12 protein-coding genes are annotated in these 22,681 nt (G+C 62.9%); 3 read left to right on the top strand and 9 right to left on the bottom strand.

What is annotated here, in order from left to right:
- Positions 1 to 45: 45 nt before the first annotated feature.
- The 9 genes from CMV30_RS11120 to CMV30_RS11080 all read right to left on the bottom strand — a co-directional run bounded on the left by CMV30_RS11120 (position 46) and on the right by CMV30_RS11080 (position 19,247).
- Positions 46 to 3,390 (bottom strand): DUF4450 domain-containing protein, encoded by a 3,345-nt coding sequence (locus tag CMV30_RS11120; RefSeq protein WP_096056092.1) that lies wholly within the window; start codon positions 3,388 to 3,390, stop codon positions 46 to 48.
- A 283-nt stretch (positions 3,391 to 3,673) separates the two neighbouring features.
- Positions 3,674 to 6,553 carry a glycoside hydrolase family 2 TIM barrel-domain containing protein gene (locus CMV30_RS11115; protein ID WP_096056091.1) on the bottom strand — a complete coding sequence of 960 codons (2,880 nt, stop codon included), beginning with the start codon at positions 6,551 to 6,553 and terminating at the stop codon, positions 3,674 to 3,676.
- 37 nt (positions 6,554 to 6,590) lie between these two features.
- Entirely contained in the window at positions 6,591 to 7,508 is a 918-nt protein-coding gene (locus CMV30_RS11110) for an outer membrane protein assembly factor BamB family protein (protein WP_175414835.1), read from the bottom strand.
- A 186-nt stretch (positions 7,509 to 7,694) separates the two neighbouring features.
- A complete protein-coding gene (locus tag CMV30_RS11105; RefSeq protein WP_138223248.1) occupies positions 7,695 to 10,973 on the bottom strand; it encodes a family 78 glycoside hydrolase catalytic domain in 3,279 nt (1,092 codons plus the stop codon).
- Between the two features lie 256 nt (positions 10,974 to 11,229).
- Positions 11,230 to 12,795, bottom strand: a complete 1,566-nt coding sequence (locus tag CMV30_RS11100; protein WP_096057729.1) for an alpha-N-arabinofuranosidase — start codon at positions 12,793 to 12,795, stop codon at positions 11,230 to 11,232.
- A gap of 152 nt (positions 12,796 to 12,947) precedes the next feature.
- On the bottom strand, positions 12,948 to 15,767 hold the full coding sequence (locus CMV30_RS11095) for an exo-rhamnogalacturonan lyase family protein (protein ID WP_096056088.1): 2,820 nt from the start codon (positions 15,765 to 15,767) through the stop codon (positions 12,948 to 12,950).
- 145 nt (positions 15,768 to 15,912) lie between these two features.
- Complete coding sequence (gene rhaM / locus CMV30_RS11090; RefSeq protein WP_096056087.1) at positions 15,913 to 16,227, bottom strand: L-rhamnose mutarotase; 315 nt, start codon at positions 16,225 to 16,227, stop codon at positions 15,913 to 15,915.
- Positions 16,224 to 17,417 carry a Gfo/Idh/MocA family protein gene (locus tag CMV30_RS11085; protein ID WP_096056086.1) on the bottom strand — a complete coding sequence of 398 codons (1,194 nt, stop codon included), beginning with the start codon at positions 17,415 to 17,417 and terminating at the stop codon, positions 16,224 to 16,226. The genes rhaM and CMV30_RS11085 overlap by 4 nt, the downstream gene beginning before the upstream one ends.
- Before the next feature lie 6 nt (positions 17,418 to 17,423).
- Positions 17,424 to 19,247 carry a sodium:solute symporter family protein gene (locus CMV30_RS11080; RefSeq protein WP_175414834.1) on the bottom strand — a complete coding sequence of 608 codons (1,824 nt, stop codon included), beginning with the start codon at positions 19,245 to 19,247 and terminating at the stop codon, positions 17,424 to 17,426.
- A 423-nt stretch (positions 19,248 to 19,670) separates the two neighbouring features.
- On the opposite strand from CMV30_RS11080, the gene CMV30_RS11075 reads away from it, so the two are divergent.
- The 3 genes from CMV30_RS11075 to CMV30_RS11065 are packed head-to-tail and all read left to right on the top strand — an operon-like array spanning position 19,671 to position 22,680.
- Positions 19,671 to 20,708 (top strand): LacI family DNA-binding transcriptional regulator, encoded by a 1,038-nt coding sequence (locus tag CMV30_RS11075; RefSeq protein ID WP_096056084.1) that lies wholly within the window; start codon positions 19,671 to 19,673, stop codon positions 20,706 to 20,708.
- Positions 20,709 to 20,759: 51 nt separating this feature from the next.
- Entirely contained in the window at positions 20,760 to 21,149 is a 390-nt protein-coding gene (locus CMV30_RS11070; protein ID WP_096056083.1) for an RbsD/FucU domain-containing protein, read from the top strand.
- 25 nt (positions 21,150 to 21,174) lie between these two features.
- Positions 21,175 to 22,680, top strand: a complete 1,506-nt coding sequence (locus CMV30_RS11065) for a YiiX/YebB-like N1pC/P60 family cysteine hydrolase (RefSeq protein WP_096056082.1) — start codon at positions 21,175 to 21,177, stop codon at positions 22,678 to 22,680.
- The last annotated feature ends 1 nt before the right edge of the window (position 22,681 follow it).

The following is a 22,681-nucleotide window of genomic DNA, read 5'->3' as shown; positions in this document are numbered from 1 at the left end:
CAACGCTCAAATGCCAAGTCGGGTGCTCTTACTGTTCAGGATGGATCAACGCACGAGTGTCGCACTGAGAAGGCCGATGACACTTTCGGTCGAAAGCGCGCGGATGGTGAGCGAGCGGAGTTCTTTGGATGGATCGAGCGGGAGCGCGAGGACGGTGGCGGCGCCGCCTTTGCGTTCGAGATGCATGGAGGTCGGCGTGTAAAATTTGCCGCTCTTGAGTTCGAGGCGGAGCGGGACGGGTGCGGTGCGGCGGAAGGCGTAGTCGTCCACCATGTAATCCTGCTCGATGGGCCACCACGTGGTTGGGTTGTGCAGGGCGAGACGCGAGGTCGTGCCGTCGGTGTAAGTGATGACGATTTCGCCGTTGTCGATCTGCGACTGCATCGGGCTGGTCGAACCGGCGACTAGCACCGTGACGCTGCGTGCGCGGCCAGTGAGCGGGGCGGTGAGTTCGTCGGGGTAATTGTCCCAGAGGGAAACGAAGGCGGTGTTTTTCGCGGCGGGATCGGACGGCGTGCGGAGTGGGAGGCCGGAAGGGAGTTGGATGGTGTTTTGAGATTTCGCGGCGAGTGAGCGGAGGCCGGTGTCGTCGATCTCGGCAGTGTGAGAAAAGCCGGACCAGCTGCCGATGCCTTGCTTGGGCATGCTGAGCGAAACGTGCGGCGAGCGGGGCGAGAGATATTCGTTTTTGAAGATCTGAGTGAGCTTGTCGTTGAAGAGCGGCGAGAGATCGACGGGATCGAAGCGGGCGTCGGCGGGAGCGGTGTAGTCGGCGAAGGTGGGCGATTCAGGTGAGGCCGCAGGCGAAGCGGAGGCGCCGACAGGTTGTGACCACGTGAAGTCACCTTGCATGATTTTTCCAAAACGAAGCGGCACGCCCGATGAACTAGCCTTCACGTGCTTGAATGGGGAGCCGCTCCAGCGAATGACGACCTCCGTGAGTTGGGCGGCCGGAGCATCGATCACGATGCGTGGAGCACCGATGGCGGTGTCGTCGTTTTTCCAAGCAACGGGTTTTCCGTTGGATTCGACGGAGAGAATTTTTTCCGAGCGTGCCGGAAGATTGAGGTGGAGCGAGAGTAGTTTGGCGAAGCGCGGTTCGACTTTGAATGTTTCTAGATCGCCGGTGCGTTTGTAGGCGTAAGTCACGTCGGGCGTCTTGATGGAGGCGTGGTCCCATTCGGTCGGAAAACCGGGCCGAATGGTGAGGACGCCATCGATGCCATCGGGAGAGATGCCGAAGAGGCCTTCGATCAGGCTGCGGGAGGTGATGCCGGTGGAGTCGCCGAAGTCGCGATACGTTTCGCGGCGGTAGACGTCGTATTGCGAAAGGTTGGGCAGGCTGCCGGGGTTGAGGCCCATGAACATCGAGTCGAGGAGCGTGCCTTTCCAGAGTTGCCAGGCGACGTCGGGGCGGCCGCCCTGCCAGTAGGCAAGCGCGGTGTGGGCGGTTTCGCCGAGGTAGACGTTGTTGAGGCTCCACTCGTAGGGAACCCAATTGGTTGAGGGGAGTGTGAACCAGTCGCCAGCGGGGACGCCGGGGCCGCGGACGGGGATACGCGGGAGGTGCGTGTCCACGTAGCGGAGCGTCTGGTAGGCTTGGAACGGATCGGGGACGCGGGAATCGATCGTGTGGTAAACCGTCCAGAGCGCGGCGGCGGGGTGGACGCGTTTGAGGCCGTGGAGCTCTTTGTACTCGGCGTACCATCCGCGGTCGGAGAGCCAGAGTTCGCGGTGCATGGCTTCGTGGATGCGTTTCGCCTCGGCGTCGTAGGGCGCGGGATCTTCGCCGATGAGGCGGGCGATGCGGGCGGCGGTGGCGTTGTGGAAATAGTTGTAGGCGGTCGAGTGAGCGGCACCGCCGCCGTTGTAGGTGAGGGCGTCGCTCGCCCAGATGGCGGCGTAGGCTTCGTAGAGGCCGCCCCGGTCGAAGAGGCGTTTTTCCCACGCGAGGTGGCGGGTAAGGTACGGCCACATTTCTTTCGCGAACTCTTTGTCGCCGGTGGCGATGAGGTGGCGGAGGAGCGTGTCCACGAAGACGAGCGCCATGTCGTAGTGGCGCGCGGGGATGCCGCCGTAGCTGTGGAGGGTCTTCCAGTCGTCGGTCGCGAGGTTTTTGGCGGGGTCGGCGCGCGGGGCGGGCGGGATGCTGGCGGGGTCGGTGTTTTGTTTGGCGGCCCACATCCGGAAATGTTCGCGCGCGCGATCGTGCCAGCCGAAGGCGTCGAACACGTACTGGCCGCGCCAGCCGAGGAGCGGCATGCGCCAGGCGATGTTGCCGTGCATGACGGTGGACTGCGTCCAGAGCGCGTCGCCGGAGATGGCGATGGCGGCGGGGATGGCGTTTACGAAGGGGTCGGGCGTATCGACGATGACACGGCTGACCACGGAGAGACGGTACGTTTCGGCGTCGGAGAAGACGGCGGGGAGTCCGGCAGCCGTGCGGGCGAGCGGGGTTTCTTTGGCACTGCGCTGGATGGCGATGAACGACGGAGTGGACGGCGAGAGCGCGATGCGACCGATGGCGACGGGGTGCGCGTCGTGAGAAACGGAGGTGAGGAGTTTATCGAGGCCGGTGGCTACAGTGGCGTCGCCGACGGACCAGCGGCCGGGCGCGGAGAGCGTGCCGACGAAGGTGCCGGCTTTGCTTTCGAGGGTGAATGTGTTGGCGGCGGAAGCCGTGGAGAGGGTGATTTTTTGCCCGGCACAATCGGCGGGGAGGAGTTCCCATTTCGATGCGTTGTCGCGACCGCCGAGGATGTCGCCACCGCGATTGTTGATGGCTTCGTTGCTGGCTCCGCCGAAGAGGAGGACGAGTTCGACGGGTGAAGAAGTTTTTCCGGAGAGTTCGGCGCGGAGGATGAGACCTTCGGCGTCTTTGGTCGGAAGCGCGGTGAGGTTGATGGTGACGGCGCCGAGGAGCGGATCGCGGACTTCGTAGATCATGGAGCCCGGGCGGTAGCGTGCGGTGATTTTAGCCGCGCCGTTGAGCCAGCGGCTGCCTGATGGCGTGGAAATGCCGATACGCAGGACACCGCCTTTGCGCGGGGTGGCGAAACCGAATTCGGGGCGGTCGCTGGCTTCGACGCGGAAGGCGGTCTGGAAGCCGTAGAGCGGGCGGTTGAAGCGAGCGGTGCCGTTTTCGATGACGAAGTCGCCGTTGGCATCAGGGCGGTAACGGAGCGGGCGCTCGATGTTGGAGACGAGATTGGGCGAAGCTACGGGAGCGCCGGGGGAAGTCGCGGTGGTCGCGGGAAAGTCGTCGGTAGGTTTGGGGGCGGTGGTCGTCGCAGGTGCTGGGTCAGGTATGGCGGCGAGGGAGAAAACCGGGAGGCTCGCGAAGCAGACCAAGGTGGCGACGGAGAGGCAGCGGTGCGCGAGGGTTTTCATGGGGAGGAGGAGCTAGACGAACGCTCACGTGTCATGCGCGGCTGGCAAGCGCCGGACAGTCATGGAGCGTGGCTGAGAAAAAGGGCGAACGTGGGTTGAGGTGGAGCGGGCCGCGCTGGCAGTGAGCGGTGCGGGAGCGGCACTTGATAAGTGCCGGTCGGGCGGAGGGAGAGGCGCGATAGGCGGGCAATCGGGTATCGCCGCCGAACAACGCGGCGGGACGGCACGTTCCACCCCCATAGAGGTTTCACTCGCAAAGGCTCCGCTCGCTGCGCGCTCGCGGCTACTCGGTCTCGAAGCGGAAGATCAGGGTGCCGCGTTGGACGCCGTTGAGTTTCGCGGGCTGGGATTGCGGGCCGAGTAGTTCGGGGAAGTCGAACTTGGTGCCGATGGCGGGAATCGCGTGGAGGAACGCGAGGCCCATGTCGGGCCAGTCAGTGATGAGGTCTTTTTCGCCGCTCTTGATTTTGCCGAGGGCGAAGAAGGGGACTGTGTCGCTAGCGTTTTCGACGGTGATGCGGCCGGCGGTGGTTTCAAGCGTGAGCCAGCGCCAGTCGCGGAAGAAGCCTTTGAATTCTGGATACGCGTAGGTTTGTCCGGGAATCGGATTATTGAACGCCACTTCGTGAAGATCGAAGACACCGCCTTCCTGGCGGTTTTGCCAGACGCGGTACGGGCCACGGCCGAGCCAGCGCTTTGATTTGAGCGTGCTATCCGCGAGGTCGAAGCGGATGCCGGCGACGTCGAACTCACCCTCTAAGAGATAGGCATAATTTAAGTGAATTTCCCCATCAGGGGTTAGCGCCCATTCTACCTGAAGCGACGGCTCATCGTAAGATACCAAGACACCGACACCAACCACATCATCGCCATGCATCGTCGTAAGGCCTTTCAGCTTCATGACCGGGGGCGCTATATCCACAAATGTCCGGTCTTTGCGCCGTAGCGCAAAAAACCGGGGACCCCCGGTCAGCGGGATCATCTTGCCGTCGATCTCCACCGATTTCAGCAAGCCAGTCGCACGATCAAATGTGAATGTCCGCGACGAAACACTCACCGTCAGTTCGTCTATCGATTCGCGTACGGAAAACGCGGGACCTTCGAGGGAAACCGTAGCATAGTCGGGCGGATTGATCTCAGACACCCAGCTCCAAAGCTCGCGGCCTTGCGGATCAAATGCGGTCAATCGTAGCGCTTCGACCAAGCGATCTTGAGGAACGGCAGGAATCACCAGTGTGCCCGTTTTACCGGGAGGAACGTCAGGCGAGGGAAGAACAATCGCCTTCACTTCAGGGCCTGCGGATTCGCGGGTCTCCTTTTTGCCCCAAGGGCCGAACGTCACCCATCGAATTTCAAACCGACACTCGGCCAGATTCGTGAAGTTGAAATGGTTTTCCACCTCGACGCGGCCATCGAACTCCTTGGGCCACTTCGCCGGCAGCTTCACCTGAACCGGTGACCAGATTTCTTTCACGGCGTGGTAGCTGCCTTCGAGTTCGCGGTGAGGGCCGACCATGCCGTCGGGGGCGTTGTTGCCAAAGTTATCGATGCGGCCGCCTTGGTCAGTGCGGAGGACGCCTTCGTCGGACCAGACCCAGAAAAAGCCGCCGGCGACGGTCGGGCTTTTGCCCATGACGTCCCAGTAATCGCGGAAGCCGGCGCCGATGCCGCCGTCGTAGAGGCCGTGGAGAAATTCCGTCGGCATGAAGATCTGCGGGCCGGCGCTGAGCTTCACGGTGCTCGCGTATTTTTCGTAGTGGTCGGTGTTGATGTCGGAGTGGACGGCCCACGGGTGGAGGACGGGGCGGTTTTGCGGGTCCCATTTGGCGAACTCGCCGTCGTTTTCGGTGTTCCAGCCGCCTTCGTTGCCGTTGTCCCAAAAGAGAATGCTCGGGTGGTTCACGTCGCGGCGGACGATCTGGCCGATGAGGCGCGCGCCGGTCGGTGTATCATAAAATCCCTGCCAGCCGGCGAGTTCGTCGAGGACGTAGAGGCCGAGTTCGTCGCAGGCTTCGAGGAAGTGGCGGTCGGGCGGATAGTGGGCCATGCGGACGGCGTTCATGTTGGCGGCCTTGATGAGGCGGGCGTCAGCGTAGCTTTGCTCGCGGGTGACGGTGCGGCCGGTCTCGGGCCAGAAGCAGTGGCGGTTGACGCCCTTCATGACGATCTTGGTGCCGTTGAGGTAGAGGCCGTCGTTTTTGCGGACTTCGAAAGTGCGGAAGCCGAAGCGCTCGGTGACGGTGTGATCGATACCAGTGAATGCGCGGGACCTTTCAGGATTTGATGAATGTCCATCTGATGCCCGTGCGAACATGAAACGGACGCGATACAGGTGGGGTGTCTCAGCCGTCCACGTTTTGGGATTTTCGAATTTGCCGCGAATAATCGCTGTCTGACGCCCTGCATCGAAACGAGCCGTCAAACGCTCACCGACAGGCCGATCATTCGCATCGATGACTTCGGCAATCACATACGAAATGTCCTTTTCAGGCAGCGGAGCGCCCAGATGAACATGCGCTGAGAAACTGCCGTCCGCGCGGGCGTCGATGGCGGTCCATTCGATGTGTTGCTGCGGGCGCGCTTCGAGCCAGACGGGGCGGTAGATGCCGCCGAAGGTCCAGTAGTCGCCGCGGCGTTCGGCGCGGTTGACGGAGGTGTTGGACGACTCTTTGGCGACGAGAACTTCGAGGGTGTTTTCGGCGCCGATCTTCACGAGCGAAGTGATGTCGTAGTGAAAGCGGTAGAAGCCGCCTTGGTGCGTGGGGCCGGCGGGCTGGCCGTTGATGGTGACGGTGGTGTCGGTCATCGCGGCTTCGAAGACGATGCGGATGGCGCTGCCCATCCAGTCGGCGGGGACGGTGAACTTGGTGCGATAAGTCCCCTGCTCTTTCGGGATGATCGGATCGGTATCGGGTTTCCCGCGACCTTGAATGCCGTAGTAAAACGTGCCGAAGCCTTCCGTCTCCCAGCACGAGGGAACGCGGATAGTGGTCCATTCGCCGGAGCGGCGGCCGTTATCGATTTTGAAATCCCAGAAGACAGGTTTCTCGCCGGGTTCGCCGAGGCCGGAGAGCGGGAGGGTTTTGGTTTCGGTGGCTAATAGCGCTGAGACTGCTGAGAGTGCGACGGCGGCAAGACGGGCAGAAAGTCGGAGGTAGTTCATGAGCGAAAAAATGCAGCGGGGCTTTTGGAGAAAAACGTTAGCGCTGGTGATCGCCGTTTTCGGGAATGCCAGGTTCGTCGAGAAGCTGGATCACGGTCGCGGGGCCAAGGTTGGCGGGCTCGGTCCATTCGCGCAAAGCCCAGACGAGCTTCTTGTCCGGGGAGACTTCGAAAACCTGGACAGAGGTGGGCCAGTCTTTCGGATTTTTCAGTCCATTGGGGCACCAGTTGCTGATGACGGTGTTTCCGTTCGCGAGCCGGTTCGCTTCTTGAAGACTGAAGAGTCTGATCTCGGGAACGTCCTGCTGCGTCAGCTCCCAGACGGTTTCACCCTTGGGATTCACTTCGCGCACGAAACCTTTGTTGCTCGTGAGGAGGGTGTTTCCGGTCTTCAGGCGGACGGCGGCCCACGGCGAAGGAACGGCGTAAGACCAAATTTCTTTCCCGGTCATGTCGTACTCGGCGACCTTGTTGTTATCCATGTGTGAGGCGATAAGCGTGCCCGCGGAGGTGATACGGGCGCGTCGGAAGTGACCGTGCGTCGCGGAGGGATTTCCGGTGGGGAGGACGAATTCTTTTTCGACCGTATTGGTCGTGAGGTCGAAGATCATCATTTTGGCGGGGTTGCCGTTTTGTATGATCATCACGCGGTCGAGGCCGAGCGGTTGGGCAACGTGGACCTCGAAGCCTTTGGGCGCATCGTAGCTCCAGAGTACTTCCTTCGCGGCGGAAATCAGCGTGGCGCCGGACATGCGCGCGAAGACGACGCTGCCGTTGGAGAGCATCGTGGCATCGCTGTATTCCTGGATGCCGCCCGAGGGGCTTTTCAATTTGATCGAGTAGGACCAGACCACTTTACCATCGCGCACGATGAACATGGTTTGATCCGGGTTCGGGTGATTCCACTCACCGGCGTAGAAAAACGGATGATGCGCGAGTCCACGGCCCGGCAGCACGGAGGGAGAATTTAGAAGGGGCGACGCGCTCCCTGGCGCGGATGCCTGCGTTTGAGCAGAGGCGGGCGAAACGGTTTCAGCCACCAGCGCCGGAACCGAGAACAACCAAGGAGCAACGCTGACAATTAACCGGGGCAAGATCTTCATGAAGTGACTGAGGGGGCTGACAGCAACGCAGCCGGCGCATCACTTGATGGCCGGAGCTGAAAAGCTGTAGCGCCCTGAGCCTACTTCGAAGACTGCTGTGTTGTTTACAGTCCGCAGGTGCTTGATGTCGGTCAGGTGAGTGACCGGGCGGCCGTTGTCCTGGATCGCCGAGAGATCGTCGGAGGCGATCGGAATATGAACTTCGGCGGTGGTGCCGACGGGGACGGTGACATCGAGGAGGAAGACGCTGCCTTCACGCGTCCATTTGGTTTCAATGCGTCCATAGGGCGAATCGTGCGTGGCGCTGACCCAGTTGAGGCCTTTGACGAGAGTGGGCTTGATCGCGAAGCGTTTGAAACCGGTCGCGGCGGGATCGGGGCGGATGCCGGCGAGGTCGGCGTAGAACCACTCGATGATCTGACCGAGCATGAAGTGATTTTGGGAGGCGTGGGTGTTGGCGTCCCACGCTTCGACGAGCGAAGTCGCGCCTTTGGCGAGTTGGAAGGCGTAGCCGGGTTTCTCGGCCTGCGTGGCCATGGCGAGGATCACGTCGTGGCGGCCGGCGTCGGCGAGGGCGCGGAGGACGTAGCGATAGCCGACATCACCGGCGGTGACGGCGTAGCCGCGTCCTTGGATTTCGGAGACGAGGGCAGCGAGGACGGCGTCGTGGCTTTCGGCGGGGACGAGGCCGAGGGCGAGCGGGAGGGCGAGCGCGGTTTGCGAGCCGGTGGCGTAGGACTGTTTCGCGGCGTCGAAGAATTTTTTATTGAAGGCGTCGGCGATGGCGGCGGCGTCAGCGGCGTAGCGCGTGGCGTCGGCGGTGTTGCCGAGGTGTTCGGCAATGCGGGCGAGCGTGCGGCTGATCTCGAAGTAGAGCGCGGTGGCGACGAGCGGGACGGGCGTGAGCTGGGCGTTGCCGGGGCGATTGGGGCCCTGGTCGTACCAATCGCCGAGGCCGTGCGAGAGGATGCGGGCCTTGGCCTGCGAGCCGAGGTAGCCGGCGTAGCGTTTCATCACGTCGTAATTTTCGCGGAGCGGAGAGTCGTCGCCGGTGAAGACATAGTGCTGCCAGGCGGCGAGGACGACGGAGCCGCCCCACTCCGGCGAATCGCGAAAGCCGCCTTCGAATTTGATGAACTCGGGCGAGATGCTCGGGACGAGGCCGCGGAGAGTCTGCGCGTCGGCCATGTCGCGGAAGGTTTTTATGTAGAGCTGGGTGACGTCCCACTCGTAGCGGAGCGACGGGCCGTTGAGGTGGTATTGCTCGAGCCAGCCGAGGCGTTCGCGGTGAGGGCAGTCGGTGAGGACGTGGGCGAGGTTGCTGCGCTGGGCCCATCGCACCAGAAGTCGGATACGATTAAGGAGAGGATTGGAGGTTTCGAAATCGCCGGCGGGAGCAGAGTCGGAGTGAGTTACAACGGATTCGAGGGAGAGGATTTCGGGGCGGGCGGCGGGAGCGGTGTTGCTGACGCCGGGAGGGAGTTCGGGGGCGAGAAGCTCGGCCTGGAGGTAACGTGCGCCGTGGTAGAAGAATTTCGGGAAATGGTCTTCGCCGTCAGCGTCGCCGCGCAGCGTGTATTCCCAGTAAGCGGGCGCGGCGCCGTGGGCGCTGGAGCCGCGGTCGAGCGCGCCGGTGGGTTTGAGAAGTTCGGATGGCGTGAGACGCACAATGGAGCCGGCGGGGCCGCGGACTTTGAGGCGGGGCATCATGGCGACGTTCTGGCCAAAGTCGTAGATGACGACGCCGGGGCTGAGCTCCTTGACGGAGGCGGGCTTGAACGTTTCGAAGGTGGCGAAGGCGGGTGAACCGTGGGTGGCGCCGAGGAGATCGCCGCCTGGGGATTTGGTTTCGGCGGCGGGTTTCCAGGCGGAATCGTCGAAGCCGGGTTTGTCCCAGCCGGGGAGTTCGCGGCGGGCGTCATAGTCTTCGCCGCCGTAGATGTTGGAGAACATGAGCGGGCCCTGACCGACTTTCCAGTTGGTGTCGGTGACTACGAACTCGGTGGAGCCGTCTTCGTAGTCGAGGCGGAGCTGGCCGAAGGCGGTGAGCGGGCGGAAGGCGGAGGCGAATTTCACGTAGCGGCCTTTGCTCTCCTGCACGTTGTACATGCCGCCGGCGAGGGTGAGGCCGAGGGCGTTGGCGCCGGGCTGGAGGCGCGCGGTGAGGTCGTGCGTGTCGTAGAGAAGCGTTTGAGCCGGCTCGGTCCAGCCGGGCGTGAGCAGGCGGTCGGAGGCGCGGGTGCCGTTGACGGAGAGTTCGTAGTGGCCGAGTCCCGACAAGTGGAGCGTGGCGCGGCGGAGGCCGGGCTTCACGGTGAACTCGCGGCGGAGAAGGATGGCATCGTTGGCGCGGGGATTCGCACCGGGGACGCCGAGGCCGTCGACGACGGAGGCGGCGGACCAGAGGGCGCTTTCGCGGGAATCGAGGGCGGTGACTTTCGCACCGACGGCGATATTTTTGCCGTCAGAGAAGACAGCGATCTGGCTGAGGGCGAAGCTGGCGAAATCGTCGAACGAGCGGAGCTTGGTCGCTGTGATGCGGAGGTAGCGGCCGGTGGCGCCGCCCTCGGGCGCGGGGATGTCGGTCTTGGTGAGCCATGGGTTGAGATCTTCTTTCGTGAAGTCTGCGAGGACGGTAGCGCCGAGCATCCCCGAGTTGTTGGCGAGCTCGACCTTAAGGCGTTTCGGATAACCGAGGCGTTCGTTGACGGTGTGGCGGACGGCGTAGAGACGGACGAGATCGACCTTCTGGTTTTTGCCGAGATCGAGGATGAGCCATTTTTTTTCATTTTCGTCGGTCGTCACCTCGGAGCTGTAGCCGAGGGCTTTGCGGGCTCGCGTGAGGAGATCGGCGTCGGTTATCCAGCGGGCGGTGGGCTGCCAGCCGGGATTTTTTTTGTCGCCGAGGATGCCCATCGTCCAGGAAGCGGGCTGACTGTAGAGGGAGGACTGGCCGGAGGCGTCAAAGGCACGGACTTTCCAGAAGACCTGCTGCGATGACGCGAGCGGCTTGCCTGCGTAGGGGATGAATTGCGACGCGGGCGATTCGACGCGGGCGCTGTCCCAGAGATCGCCGGTGTCGGAAGAGAGAATCTCGGCGGTGGAGGCGACGAGGATCTGGTAGGCGGTCTGAGTGTCGGCGCGGGTGTCGGAGGCAAGTTTCCAACCGAGGCGGGGCTGGGCGGTGTCGATGCCGAGGGGGGCGGAGAGATTTTCGACGCGGAGGCCGGTGACGGTGATCGCGGCGTACACGGCGGGAAGCGCACAGACCAGGGTCGAAATAAAAACGGAGGCGGCGAGGCGGGCGGACAGCTTCATAAGCGAGACGGGATTGGCGGTCTGACGAGGCGCAGGCGGAAAGGTTGTCCAAAAGAAAATCGCGGAAACGCAGAGGAGCGGAAGCACGGAAATGGTAATTTTTCCGCGATTCTCGCCCGTCCGCGTTTCCGCAGGCGAAGTGCCGGAGTGCGGAAAATAAAAAACGCGCGGAGTGTGCCGCGCGTTTTGAAGGGACAGGCATCGCGTGAGCGCGATGAGGAAAGCGCGCCGGGACGGCACGCTCCATCTGAGCTATTTATTCCAAGGCGAGTGCGACGACGGATTTGGCCGGGAGCGTGATCGTGAGTTTGCCGCCTTCGAGTTTTGCGCCGTCGAAGGATTTCGGAGCGACGACGTTTGGCGCGGCAAAGGTGTTGTGGCTGTCCATCGCCGGAGCGGTGAGAACGCGGCCAGTCACTTTCTTCGCAGTGGAACCGGTCAGTGTGGTGGTCACGGTGATGGCTTCACGCGGGTTGGTGTTGGCGAGCGAGAGGTGGATCTGGCCGGCGGCGTTGCGCGAAGCGGTCGCGCTGACCATCGGGATTTTCTCTTCGCCGAGCGCGTAGTCGGGCGTCTTGAGCTCGAGCGGGAGGAAGGTCGCGTCTTGGTGAACCTTGTACATCTCGAAGACGTGGTAGGTCGGCGTGAGGATCATCTTCTCTTTATCCGTGAGGATCATCGCCTGGAGGACGTTGATGGTCTGGGCGATGTTGGCCATGGTCACGCGCTCGGCGTGGGTGTGGAAGATGTTGAAGTTAATCGCGGCGACGAGGGCGTCGCGCAGGGAGTTTTGCTGGTAGAGGAAGCCGGGCGTGGAGCCGGGCTCTTGATCGTACCAGGTGCCCCACTCGTCCACGATGAGCGCGACTTTTTTCTCGGGATCGTACTTGTCCATCACGGCGGAGTGACCGGCGACGAACTTGTCCATGAGGAGCGTGCGGCGGAGTGTGGTGATCCATTGAGCTTCATCGAAGCCGGTGGCTTTGCCCTTGCTGCCGGTCCAGCTACCGGTGGGGAGCGTGTAGTAGTGAAGCGAGAGGCCGTGCATTTTTTTGCCGGCGTACTTCATCATGACATCGGTCCAGTTGTAGTCGTCGGCATTGGAGCCGGAGGCGATTTTGTAGATTCTGTTGTCGCCGTAATTCTTGGCGAACTCCTGGAACTGGCGGTAGAGGTCGGCGTAGAATTCGGGGCGCATGCTGCCTCCGCAGCCCCAGCTCTCATTGCCGATGCCCATGTATTTCACCTTCCAAGGTTTGTCGCGGCCGTTGGCGCGGCGGAGGTCGGCCATGGGCGTGGGGCCGTCGGAGGTGACGTACTCGATCCACTGCATCATCTCTTGAACGGTGCCGCTGCCGACGTTGATCGCCAGATACGGCTCGGTGCCGAGCTGTTCGCAGAGATCGAGAAACTCGTGCGTGCCGAAATGGTTGTTCTCCACGACGCCACCCCAGTGGGAGTTGTAGACTTTCGGGCGTTTCTCGCGGGAGCCGATGCCGTCTTTCCAGTGGTACTCGTCGGCGAAGCAGCCGCCCGGCCAGCGGAGCACGGGGACGTTGAGGTTTTTCAGCGCGGCGACGACGTCGTTGCGGATGCCTCGGGTGTTGGGAATCGTGGAGTCTTCGCCCACCCAGATGCCTTCGTAAACGCAGCGTCCGAGATGTTCGGCGAAGTGGCCGTAGATGTTTTTATTGATGACCGGACCGGGTGTGTCGGCGCGGATCGTGAGCGTGGCGGACGCGACCGGAGTGTCGGCTGCGAACGCAGGAATGGCAGCGGCAAATGCGCACGCCAACGCGAGCAAGGTGCAGGGGATTTTCATAGGGGTGAGGAGCGATGTGAGCACCGCAGACGCATCGCACAACGCGACCTGCGGTTGACCGTACAGGAGAGGAGAAACCGGACTAGAACGCGTGGCTCGGGAAAGCCCAACGCCAAAACACACGCAACACTAGCGCAGGCCGGATGCGCTGCTTACCGGGGCGGCAACGAATCCGACACGAGCGCGAGATTCTGGATGGCGGCGAGGCCCCACTGAGCGGTGCCGTTGGTGGAGACGCGCGGCGCTTCATCGACGGGATTGAGCACGGCGGGACCGTCGATGCGTTTGGTTTCGAGGCGGGCCGCACGCGATTCACGATTGTCGTCACCGCCGAAAAATTCGTCCCAGGCTCGGGCAGCCAGAGCGTTGTCGCCTTTGGCTCGTGCGGCGTAAGCGGTGAGACGCGAGTGACCTTGGCGGAGGCTCGTGCCGCGAAGCCGCGTGCCGAGACGGCTCTGCTGTTCCTCGGGCGTGGCGCTGTAGAGTTCGCAGTAATCGAGCCAGGCTTTTTTGAAGGCGGGATCGTCGATGAGCTGTACGAGTTCGGCACAGACCTCGACGAGGCCGAAGACGGCGCTGAGGTGGGAAACGCTGACGCGGTCACTGGTCGAGATGTCGAAAGCGCCTGTATCGAGATTCATGGCACCGCTGCCCGTGAAGAACCCGCGCGGCTGTTTCGCGATGGTCGCCATGCTGGCGACGAGGCGGGCGCGGCTGCGCTCGTCGCCGGTGCGTTCCCATTCGGTCAGCCAGGCGGAGGCCATCGAGCCCCAGTCAGTGCCGAAACCGAGGCCGGCGAGGCTGGTGCTCTCGATCTTCGGACGCGCGCGATCGGCGCTTTCGCGGGTGGCGGCGAGTTTGCGGGTCGGCGGGATTTTCACCAGCGTGCGGGCGGCTTCGAGCTGCTCGCGCATGAGGTCGCCGATGCGTTCATCGCCGGTGAGGTAGTAATAGTAGCGGCGGTTGGCGGCGGTGCTGATGCGGAGTTGTTTCGCCGAGCAGCCCCAGTGCAGGACATTGTGACGCGAGCCTAGCGGAGCGAAACGGCCGAGGTGATGCACATCCACTTCGCCGGTGTGGCGGGTCATCGCTTCGGCGAAGCGGAAAACATCGGCGCGACCGGTGCGCAGGAAATAGAGCCAGAGCCAAAGATCGGTGGAGAGTTCGGAGTTGTCCCACGCAAAGCCACCGACGTCGTAGCGCCATTCGTGGCGGTCGGAGTCGTACGTGTGCATGACATCGCCGAAATTCCAGAAGCCATACCAGCGGTGCTGCTCGCGCTGCTTCACGTAGTAGCCGAAGTACCAATCGAGTTGTTTTTCCAGTTCCGCTTTTGCGGGCGTGGAGACGTCCACGGGCGACCAGATGCCGCCGAAAACACCGCAGGCGTGCAGGTACTCGGGACGCGCGATCAACTGCGGCGGGGTGCGGACGGCTTCGGCGAGTTCGGCGAGGCGGGCACGCGTGGGCGTAGCCGGCAGGAGCCAGAGAAAAAGTTCGCTGGTGCGGGCAACGCCCTCGGGTTTGTCGAAACCAGGTTCGTAATCCTCGTAGGTGATTTCGAGACCGCCGCGGAGTTGTTTTTCGTAGGTGTCCTGACCGAGGCCGTCGTGGTAGCCGCGCAAATCCATCGCACCGGCATCGGGCGCCCACATCCAGACGGTGACGTTCGCCGTGTCGGTGGTCGCGCCACGGATGTCGAGCTGCGCGGGATGACTCTCCCAGAAGTTGCGCAGGCCAAAAGCGACGCCGCCGTCGGGCGTGCCGACGTAGCCGAGACCACCGGCGCGGCGGCCTTGGGCGGAGGTGAGCCACGTGTAACCCTCGCGCGTGCGTTTGCGGATGGTAAAGCCGTCGGCGGTGGACTGAAAGAGGGACCAGTCATTGTAAGCCGGGATGTATTGGAGATTTCGAGTCACCTGCTCGTTCCATTTAGCGAGAGGAGGCGTGGCCTGGCCGGCGAATTGTGCTTCGCGGATGGCCGCGCCTGGATCGCGGCGGAGGCCGGTGATGCCGCGAATGGCTTCACCGAAAAGACCGGAGTCCTCGCCCGAGAAGCGCACGTGGCGGTCGTGGAGTTCGCCGCGCAACGGCACCTCGAAATTCACGCCAAGCCCGCGGATGAAGTCAGTCTTCTCGTCGCCGTCGTAAATGATCGTGTGGATCATGCGCACCGCGTCGCCACCTGCATAGAAATAGAGACGGACGACGAACGGGAGCCAGGCGCGGGCGACGGAGGACTGCGACGAAGCGGCAGCAGAAGCGGAGGAGCCGTGGGGAGCGACGGCGTGTTTGCCGGAAATTTTCACGACGGCGCGAACGGGGCCGTTTTGCTCGAGCACGACTTCGCTGATCTCGCCGGAGAAGGGTTGGGGCTCACCGACGGCCTGGAGCGAGTCCTGGCGGAGCAGCACGAGGCGGCCGTTGCGGAGGATTTCTTTGCCGTCGCGCGTGATGAGCGGAATGAGCGTGCGGCCGGATTTGGCGATGCGAGCCTTTATGAGGCCGGTGTCGATTTCGATGCCGTCGGAGGAGTCGGTCGCGGTCAGCGGCTTCGCGGGAGCGGTGGGCGTGCCAGCGGAGAGTTCATAACCATCCGAGACGGGGGCGTCGGCGGGCAGCGCGTGACCGGTCCATTTCAGCGATCCATCCGGCCAATACGCGAGCGACCAGGATTGAAGCGGCAGGGATTTTCCGGAGGCCCCGGTGGAGCGAAGCGTGAAGTCGGTGCCTTTGGCGTGTTTGCCGCGCGGCCAGGGTGCGCCCCACGTCGCGCCGGGGAGCGCGGCCGGGGTCTTGCCTTCGAGCCAGTGAAGTTCGGCGAGCCCAGCCGGGAGAGGCTTGCGCGTGACGGGCTGCGTGAGGGCTGGGGCGGCGGGAGCATCCGCCGCGCGGAGCGACGAGACGAGTTGAGTGGCGGCAGCGGCGAGGGCTGCGTTTTTGACGAACTCGCGACGGGTAAAAGCAGGCATGGGGAGAAAGGGTTTGAGGACTGCGAGCGACCAGACGTTTCCCTCCCACCGAGGATGCAGCTAAAAAATTCCGCACGTAAGAATCGCTGTGCGAAATGCGTTCTATCTTCCGGGCCGCAGCGATGGGCGGACGGATGTCTGAGGATCAGGTCAGGTGAAAAACTTCTTTAACCTCGCGGGAGACGGGGCTGTTGTCGGGATTGGCGGGCATGATGTCGCCCATGAATTTCCACCAGCGTTTGCAGACATCGGTCTGCGCGATGGCGGCCCAGCGGGATTCGTCCTCGATCTCGGCGTATCCGAATAGCTGACGCGTGGACGGATCGAGGAAGATGGAGTAGTTATGCACGCCGTGGCTTTTCAAGACGGCGGTGAGCTCGTCCCAGATGGGCTGGTGGCGGCGGGCGTATTCGGCTTCCTGGCCAGGGTGGACGGCCATGATAAAGGCTTTGCGGATCATGAGGTGGAAGGGGTTTCGAGGGTGAATCCGGCGGCAGCCAGCGTGCTGCGTTGGGCGAGCGCGCGGTCGAAGGCGTCTTCGATTCCGCGGATGACCGGGATGCGGCCGGACCAGTGCGTGAATTGGAGATCCTCCCACGAGACGAGCGCGGGCGGCACCTGCTGCACGGGCGAGGCGCGATGCACGGAGTCGATGAAAGCCGTGTGCCCCTCGGAAAGTTCGGCGTCGAAGATGAAAGTCGCAGAATCGTGGAGTCGCGTGAGCACGGCGGCGAACATCGCGCGGCGGGTCGCGGTGGTATCGGGCAATGTGTGTGTCTCGGCGGGCGCGCCGGACTTGGGGACGATCACGCATTTCTGCTCGTGCCACCACTCGATGCGGCCGAGAGAGCCTTCGAAGTACAACTCGGGCTCGCGGTTGACGCGGCACGAATGACTCACGCCAAACCAGAACGTCACGCCTTCAGGCGAGACGGCGCGGACCACGCCGGTATCGAACGACTCGATGGCGTGCGCGCGGTACAGGCCTGCTTCTTCGATGGTGACCACAGAACTCGCCGCCGCGCGCGGGCCGGAGAGAAATAGCGCAAGATTCACGAAGTGCGCGAAGGCGTTGTTGAGCGGTGAATCGAGCACCGAAGCTCCATCGGCGCTCAGTCGGCCGGCCCAGTTATTGCGCGTGAAGTAATTGGCGGGGCGAGCCCACAGGCCGATCATGCGCACTGATTCCAGACGACCGATGACGCCGGAAAGAATACGTTCTTTGAGCCAGGCGACCTCCGGCACGTACACGTCTTGAAAACCCACCGCCACGAAGCGCCCGGTCTCACGCTCGGCTTTGCGGATCGCGCGCACGTCAGCAAGAGAACCGGCGAGTGGTTTTTCCACGAGCACGTTGGCGCCGGACTTGAGCGCGGCAATCGTCATGCGCGCGTGCCAGGAAATGCCAGTGGGAATCAGACAGAGGTCAATTTTCCCCGCCTGCGCGTTCAACATCTGGAGGTAATCAGTGTAGATCGCCACGCCACGACTTTTGAAGTCAGCGACGACTGCGGCCTCCTCTTCCGGATTGATGATGACCGCGGCGACGAGATCGACGCGGTCACGATTTTCATCGAGCAGTTGCAGGTAGATTTTGGCGTACCCCGAGACGCCGATCAGGGCGAGGCGGGGACGGGCTTGTCTGCTCATGGATGATCAGGTCGCGGCAAAATGAAGCACCAACACAAAGGCTCCCACGATGGCCCACGACGTCGCGAGGCACGCGAGAAAGCCCCAGGTATCCTGCCGCGTCCATTTGCAGAACTCCCATGAGGAACCTGCGCCCAAGAGCTTGTCGCCATCGAAGCGAGTGGGATTGCGGCGGGTTGCTTCGACCTCGGCGGCATCAGCTTCGGGGCTCGGTCCCACGGGCGTTTTCATTTTACCGTAGAACTGGGCGACAAGCACCGGATCGGCGCGTTTCGTGAACAGGCTGACTACGAGCATCACCACGAACGGGAAAAAGCCGTCGAAGAAAAACTGCGCGGTCTCGCGCCCCGCAGGCGTCATCGCGGCGGCGTTGACGATGCCGAGCTTATCAAGCGTCCAGACCTCGATGTTGAAACGACCGCGCCCTTTAACGCCGCTGGCTGGATTGGCGGGATCGATACGCACCACTTCCTCCCAATAAACGGAACGGGGTTTGCCCTTGAACTCGACGACTTGCGTCAGCTCCGGCGAACGCGCCACCGACTCCACGTGGTTCGCCAAAAGTGGCACGATGAGGTTGACCAGTGCCGATAGGATCACCGCCGCCCACACGCCGCCCGCCGTCAGGCGGCGCCAGAAAAAGATCAGGATCACCGCCGCGCCGAACGGCACGTTGACCGTGAGGATCAGCTTCACCACCGAGGTGACGTTATCCATGAGCGCGCCAGAGATCACACCGAGCACGAGCACCGCGATCACCGCCCAACGCGCCGCACTCATCGTGGCGGCGGTGGACTTGAGCTGATCGCGAAACACATTGCGTACAAAGAGTGAGGATACCGCCAACGCCTTGGCCGCGAGCGTAGACATCGTGCCGGCGATCACACCAGCGAGCATCAGACCGACGAAGCCAGGTCCGAGTAGTTCTTTCGACATCGTGCCCCAGACCGCGTCCGGATCGGAAAGCCCATCCTTGCCGAACATCGCGATGGCGATGATGCCCGCGAACGCCCAAAGGATGATCATGATGCGCTTCAAATAAGTGCCGCCCACACCGCCGCTGCGCGCCGCGTACTCGTCCTTGGCCGAGCCGCTGATGCCCATGTTGTGGCTGAGGCCGTGGATCTGGACGAGGCCGACGAGCAGCGACGCCACGATGAACGCGGGCGAACCGCTGACGCCAAATAAGTCCAGGTCCGCCGCAGATACCTTATGTTTAAGTTGATCCCACCCTCCTATGAATTTCAGGCCGACCGGAATGAGCATGATGGAAAAGACGATGATCAAAAATCCCTGCAGCGTTTCGTTAACCGCCGCCGCCGTCATGCCCCCGAGCACGATATACGCGCCGACCACCACGGTGAAACAGAGGTAGAAGGGGATCTCTGGAAGCGACGTGATGTAGCTGTGCAGCTCACCGCGTGCATAACGATCACGCAGCTCATCAAGGCGCTGACGCGACTCGATCGTGAGTGTGTTGTCGGGAATTTGTTTTTCCAGCGCCTTCATCTCAGCGTAACCAGCCACCGAAGCCTGCTCGGCCGCATTCCAGCTGACCTCGGGTTTCAGCACGAGCGATGACGCGATTTTGTACGCCACGAAATTTCCCGACCCAAGAAACACGCACGCCACGCCGATCTGGAAAACCGCGTACATCCGGCTGAGCCCGCGGCTGCCGAAGCGATCTTCAAACAAGTCCGCCATCGTCACCAGACGCACGCGGCGAAACCATACATACATGAACCAGTAGTAAGGATTCATGAAGATCGTCTGGAAACCCAGCCAGACACCGGACACGCCGCGTTGAAAAACCAGCGTCGCGTTGCTCACCGCGCCCGACGGCTCGGTGGCATTTCCGAACTGCAGGAAAAACTGGTAGAACTTCCCCAATTTCCGACCCGCGAGAAAATATCCTTCCTCGCTCGCGGAGGCCTGCGATGCGCGGTACCCGACCACGACGACGATGACCAGGTAAGTGACGATGACCGCTATATCGAGAAAATGGAGACCGCTCATAGATTTTGAATTGAACTGGAGGTGATTAAGGGAGCCAAACGCCAGCGGTCAGGAGGAGACGAAACAGGTGCGACTCGATACGAATGCAACCAGCGGGGCGACGGGGCGTGGACGTTGAAACACGCTTGCGGAGTGCCGCGAACCGCCAAACTCTCTGACAGTAAGAGCCTCAGACGGATGTAACTCCCACCCGGAGTGTACATCACTGCCCTTTCGCCCCAGCCCCCTTCTGCACGCATGGCCTCTCCTGCCCCCTCCCTCCGCGACCTCGCCCGCCAGCTCGGGCTTTCCCACACCACCGTCTCCGAAGCCCTTCGCGACAATCCGCGCGTCAAAATAGAGACGCGCAAACGCGTTCAAAAAATCGCCGCCGAGGCTGGCTACCGCCACAACCCCCTCGCCGGCGCCCTCATGTCCGAGATGCGCCGTTCGCGCACCGGCACCTTCCGCGGTGTCATCGCCGTCATCGATCTCGACGGCCCCGACAAACGCCCCGTCAACGCCTCCCGTTACCACCAAGAGCTCACCAAAGGCGCCAGCGAACGCGCCGCCGAGCTCGGCTTCAAAGCCGAGTCCTTCGTCATCGGCAAAGGCGGCATCTCCGCTGCCCGCCTCGATCACATCCTCCAGTCGCGCGGCATCCGCGGCGTCTTTCTCCTCCCCGTAAGCGACAACCCCGATCTCTCCCGCCTCGACTGGACGCGCTACGCCGGCATCTACGCTGACTACATCATCGAGCGTCCCGGCCTCCACTCTGTCTGCGCCGACCATTTTCGCTCCATGGTCATCGCCATGCAGCGCCTGCAAGACATGGGTTACCGCCGCCCCGGCCTAGTCCTTCAGAAACACCACGACGAGCGCCTACTCCACCGCTGGGAAGCCGCCTTCCGCTCGTATCAAGATTACCATGATGGCGTCGCCCGCATCTCGCCGCTCATGGCGACCGAGATCAACCAGGAGGAATTCACCGAGTGGTTCCGCCAGACCCGCCCCGACGTCGTCCTCTGCCACCGCGCCGAAGTCATCAAATGGATGGAAGCCGCCGGCGCCGACGTCCCCAAGACCCACGGCTTCTGCTGCCTCAACGTCCTCATGAACGTCATCCCCTGCGCCGGCCTTAATCTCCAGGCCCGCCTCATCGGCGCGCGCGGCGTCGAGCTCATCATCGCCCAGCTTTACCGCAACGAATACGGCGTCCCCGACCACGCCTCCATCACCACTATTCCCGGTTCCTGGAACGATGGTCCGACGCTGCGCGAGATGAAGGCCAAGTGAAAAGCTGAGTCGCCAGCGCCCGCGCTTCCGGTTTTTGTCGCGGCCTTTCTCATGCTCAAAACCGGCATCCTCAATCCCGCGCTCCTTCACCTCCTCGCGCGCATCCGCCACACCAACACCCTCGTCATCTCCGATCGCGGTTTCCCCTTCTGGCCGCAGATCGAGACGATCGATCTCTCCCTCATCGACGGTGTCCCCACTGTCCCCCAAGTCCTCGCCGCTCTCCGCGGCAACTTCGTCCTCGGCCGCGCCTGGATGGCGCAGGAATTTCTGGCCAACAACACCGACGCCACCCAGGCCGCTTTCAAAAACGCTCTCGCCGGCGTGCCCCTGGAATTCGAGCCGCACGTCGATTTCAAGAAACGCGTCCCCCACGCCATCGGCCTCATCCGCACCGGCGAAACCGTTCAATACGCCAACATGATTCTCGAGTCCGCCTGAGTCCATTTCTCACTCCAACTCCGCCATGCAGCTTCTCGGTTTCGTTCATCCCCGCCACGTCATCACCGCCCTCGTTGCGGCCGCCCTCTCCATCGGCGCACTCCCACCGGCTCACGCCGCCGCCCTCCCCGCCCGCGCCGACATCCTCGAAATGGATCTCGCCGCCACGCGCATGTTGCTCGACCGTTCGCTCGACTGGCGCGCCCGCACCGCGAACTTCATCCAGGAAGCCGGCCCGCGCCTCACCAGCGATATCCTCACCGCTGCCGACCTCGAGCGCATGTATTCGGGTGCCCAGGACTACGTCCTCCTCCGCCGCCGCTGGCAGGCCCTCATCGAATGCCAGGGCGACGAAGCCTGGTCCCGCACCACGCCCGCCCTCGAAAACAACCCGCTCACCCGCGTTCAGACCAAGCTCGTCCTCGCCGCCGCCCTCATGCTCCACGACGACTACCGCCTCGGCATCGAACCTTTCTTCAACCTCCGCAAAGCCCGCCGCCTCCTCAAGAGCGACAACCCCGCCGTCGAAGGCGAAATCGATTCCGCCGTCCGCAACTTCCTCAATCCCCTCAACCGCTCCCGCCTCGCCCGCGCCGTCGTCTGGCACCGCGCCGAAGCCGGCAAAACCACCGACCGCTCCGAAGACGAAACGCTCCTCGACGACATTATCACCCAAAGCCCCGGCTACGCCTTCTTCACTCAAAACCTCGCCACGCGCACACTCGAAGAATGGCGCATCGGCGGACACGCCGCCGTCACCTTCGTCACCGATCTCGCCGACCGCTTGGGCAAGGGCGCGATGAACACCGCCAGCCTCGCCGTCGGCAACACCGTCGGCCTCATCGAAACCCGCAAAGGCTTCCTCACCGAACTCGCCCCCGTCCAGCGCGCCGTCCTCGCATCCCAACTACGCCCGCTCGACGTCCTCCTCGAGAAAACCCCCTTCCGCCTCACCGACAAATCCATCCCCGGCCACTACGGCCACGTCGCCATCTGGACCGGCACCGAAGCCGAGCTCCGCGAACTCGATCTCTGGGAAAACCCGCTCGTCCGCCCCCACCACGACGCCATCCGCGCCGGCGCCCGCATCGTCGAAGCCCTCCGCCCCGGCGTGCAGATCAACACCCTCGATCACTTCCTCAACATCGACGACCTCCTCGTCCTCCGCCGCCGCGAACTCACACTCGACGAAACCCGCGCCGCCCTCCTCCGCACTTTCGCCCAAGTCGGCAAGGAGTACGATTTCAACTTCGATGTCGAAAGCGACAAACGCATCGTCTGCTCCGAACTCGCCTTCGTCGTCTTCGCCAACGACCAGTGGCCCACCAGCCGCGTCCTCGGCCGCGCCTCGATCTCCCCCGATCAAGTCGCCGTCAAAGCCCGCCCCGGCGGTCCCTTCGAGACAGTCGTCCTCTACTACGACGGCACGCAAATCTCCGAAAAACTCACAGACACTCTCTGCTGCCTCCTCGACGAAGATCCGAAAGCCTTCGCCGCCCTCCACCCCGCCTTCAAAGGCCGCTCCGAGTAAT

Source organism: Nibricoccus aquaticus (assembly GCF_002310495.1).
In the GTDB taxonomy this organism is placed as follows: domain Bacteria; phylum Verrucomicrobiota; class Verrucomicrobiia; order Opitutales; family Opitutaceae; genus Nibricoccus; species Nibricoccus aquaticus.
Note: the sequence above shows the minus strand (reverse complement) of the source record. Positions and strands in the feature narration are given on the sequence as shown.

Coding starts and splice junctions, on each gene's coding strand:
- CMV30_RS11120 (WP_096056092.1), bottom strand. CDS start 3,390: ATGAAAACCCTCGCGCACCGCTGCCTCTCCGTCGCCACCTTGGTCTGC.
- CMV30_RS11115 (WP_096056091.1), bottom strand. CDS start 6,553: ATGAACTACCTCCGACTTTCTGCCCGTCTTGCCGCCGTCGCACTCTCA.
- CMV30_RS11105 (WP_138223248.1), bottom strand. CDS start 10,973: ATGAAGCTGTCCGCCCGCCTCGCCGCCTCCGTTTTTATTTCGACCCTG.
- CMV30_RS11100 (WP_096057729.1), bottom strand. CDS start 12,795: ATGAAAATCCCCTGCACCTTGCTCGCGTTGGCGTGCGCATTTGCCGCT.
- CMV30_RS11095 (WP_096056088.1), bottom strand. CDS start 15,767: ATGCCTGCTTTTACCCGTCGCGAGTTCGTCAAAAACGCAGCCCTCGCC.
- rhaM (WP_096056087.1), bottom strand. CDS start 16,227: ATGATCCGCAAAGCCTTTATCATGGCCGTCCACCCTGGCCAGGAAGCC.
- CMV30_RS11085 (WP_096056086.1), bottom strand. CDS start 17,417: ATGAGCAGACAAGCCCGTCCCCGCCTCGCCCTGATCGGCGTCTCGGGG.
- CMV30_RS11075 (WP_096056084.1), top strand. CDS start 19,671: ATGGCCTCTCCTGCCCCCTCCCTCCGCGACCTCGCCCGCCAGCTCGGG.
- CMV30_RS11070 (WP_096056083.1), top strand. CDS start 20,760: ATGCTCAAAACCGGCATCCTCAATCCCGCGCTCCTTCACCTCCTCGCG.
- CMV30_RS11065 (WP_096056082.1), top strand. CDS start 21,175: ATGCAGCTTCTCGGTTTCGTTCATCCCCGCCACGTCATCACCGCCCTC.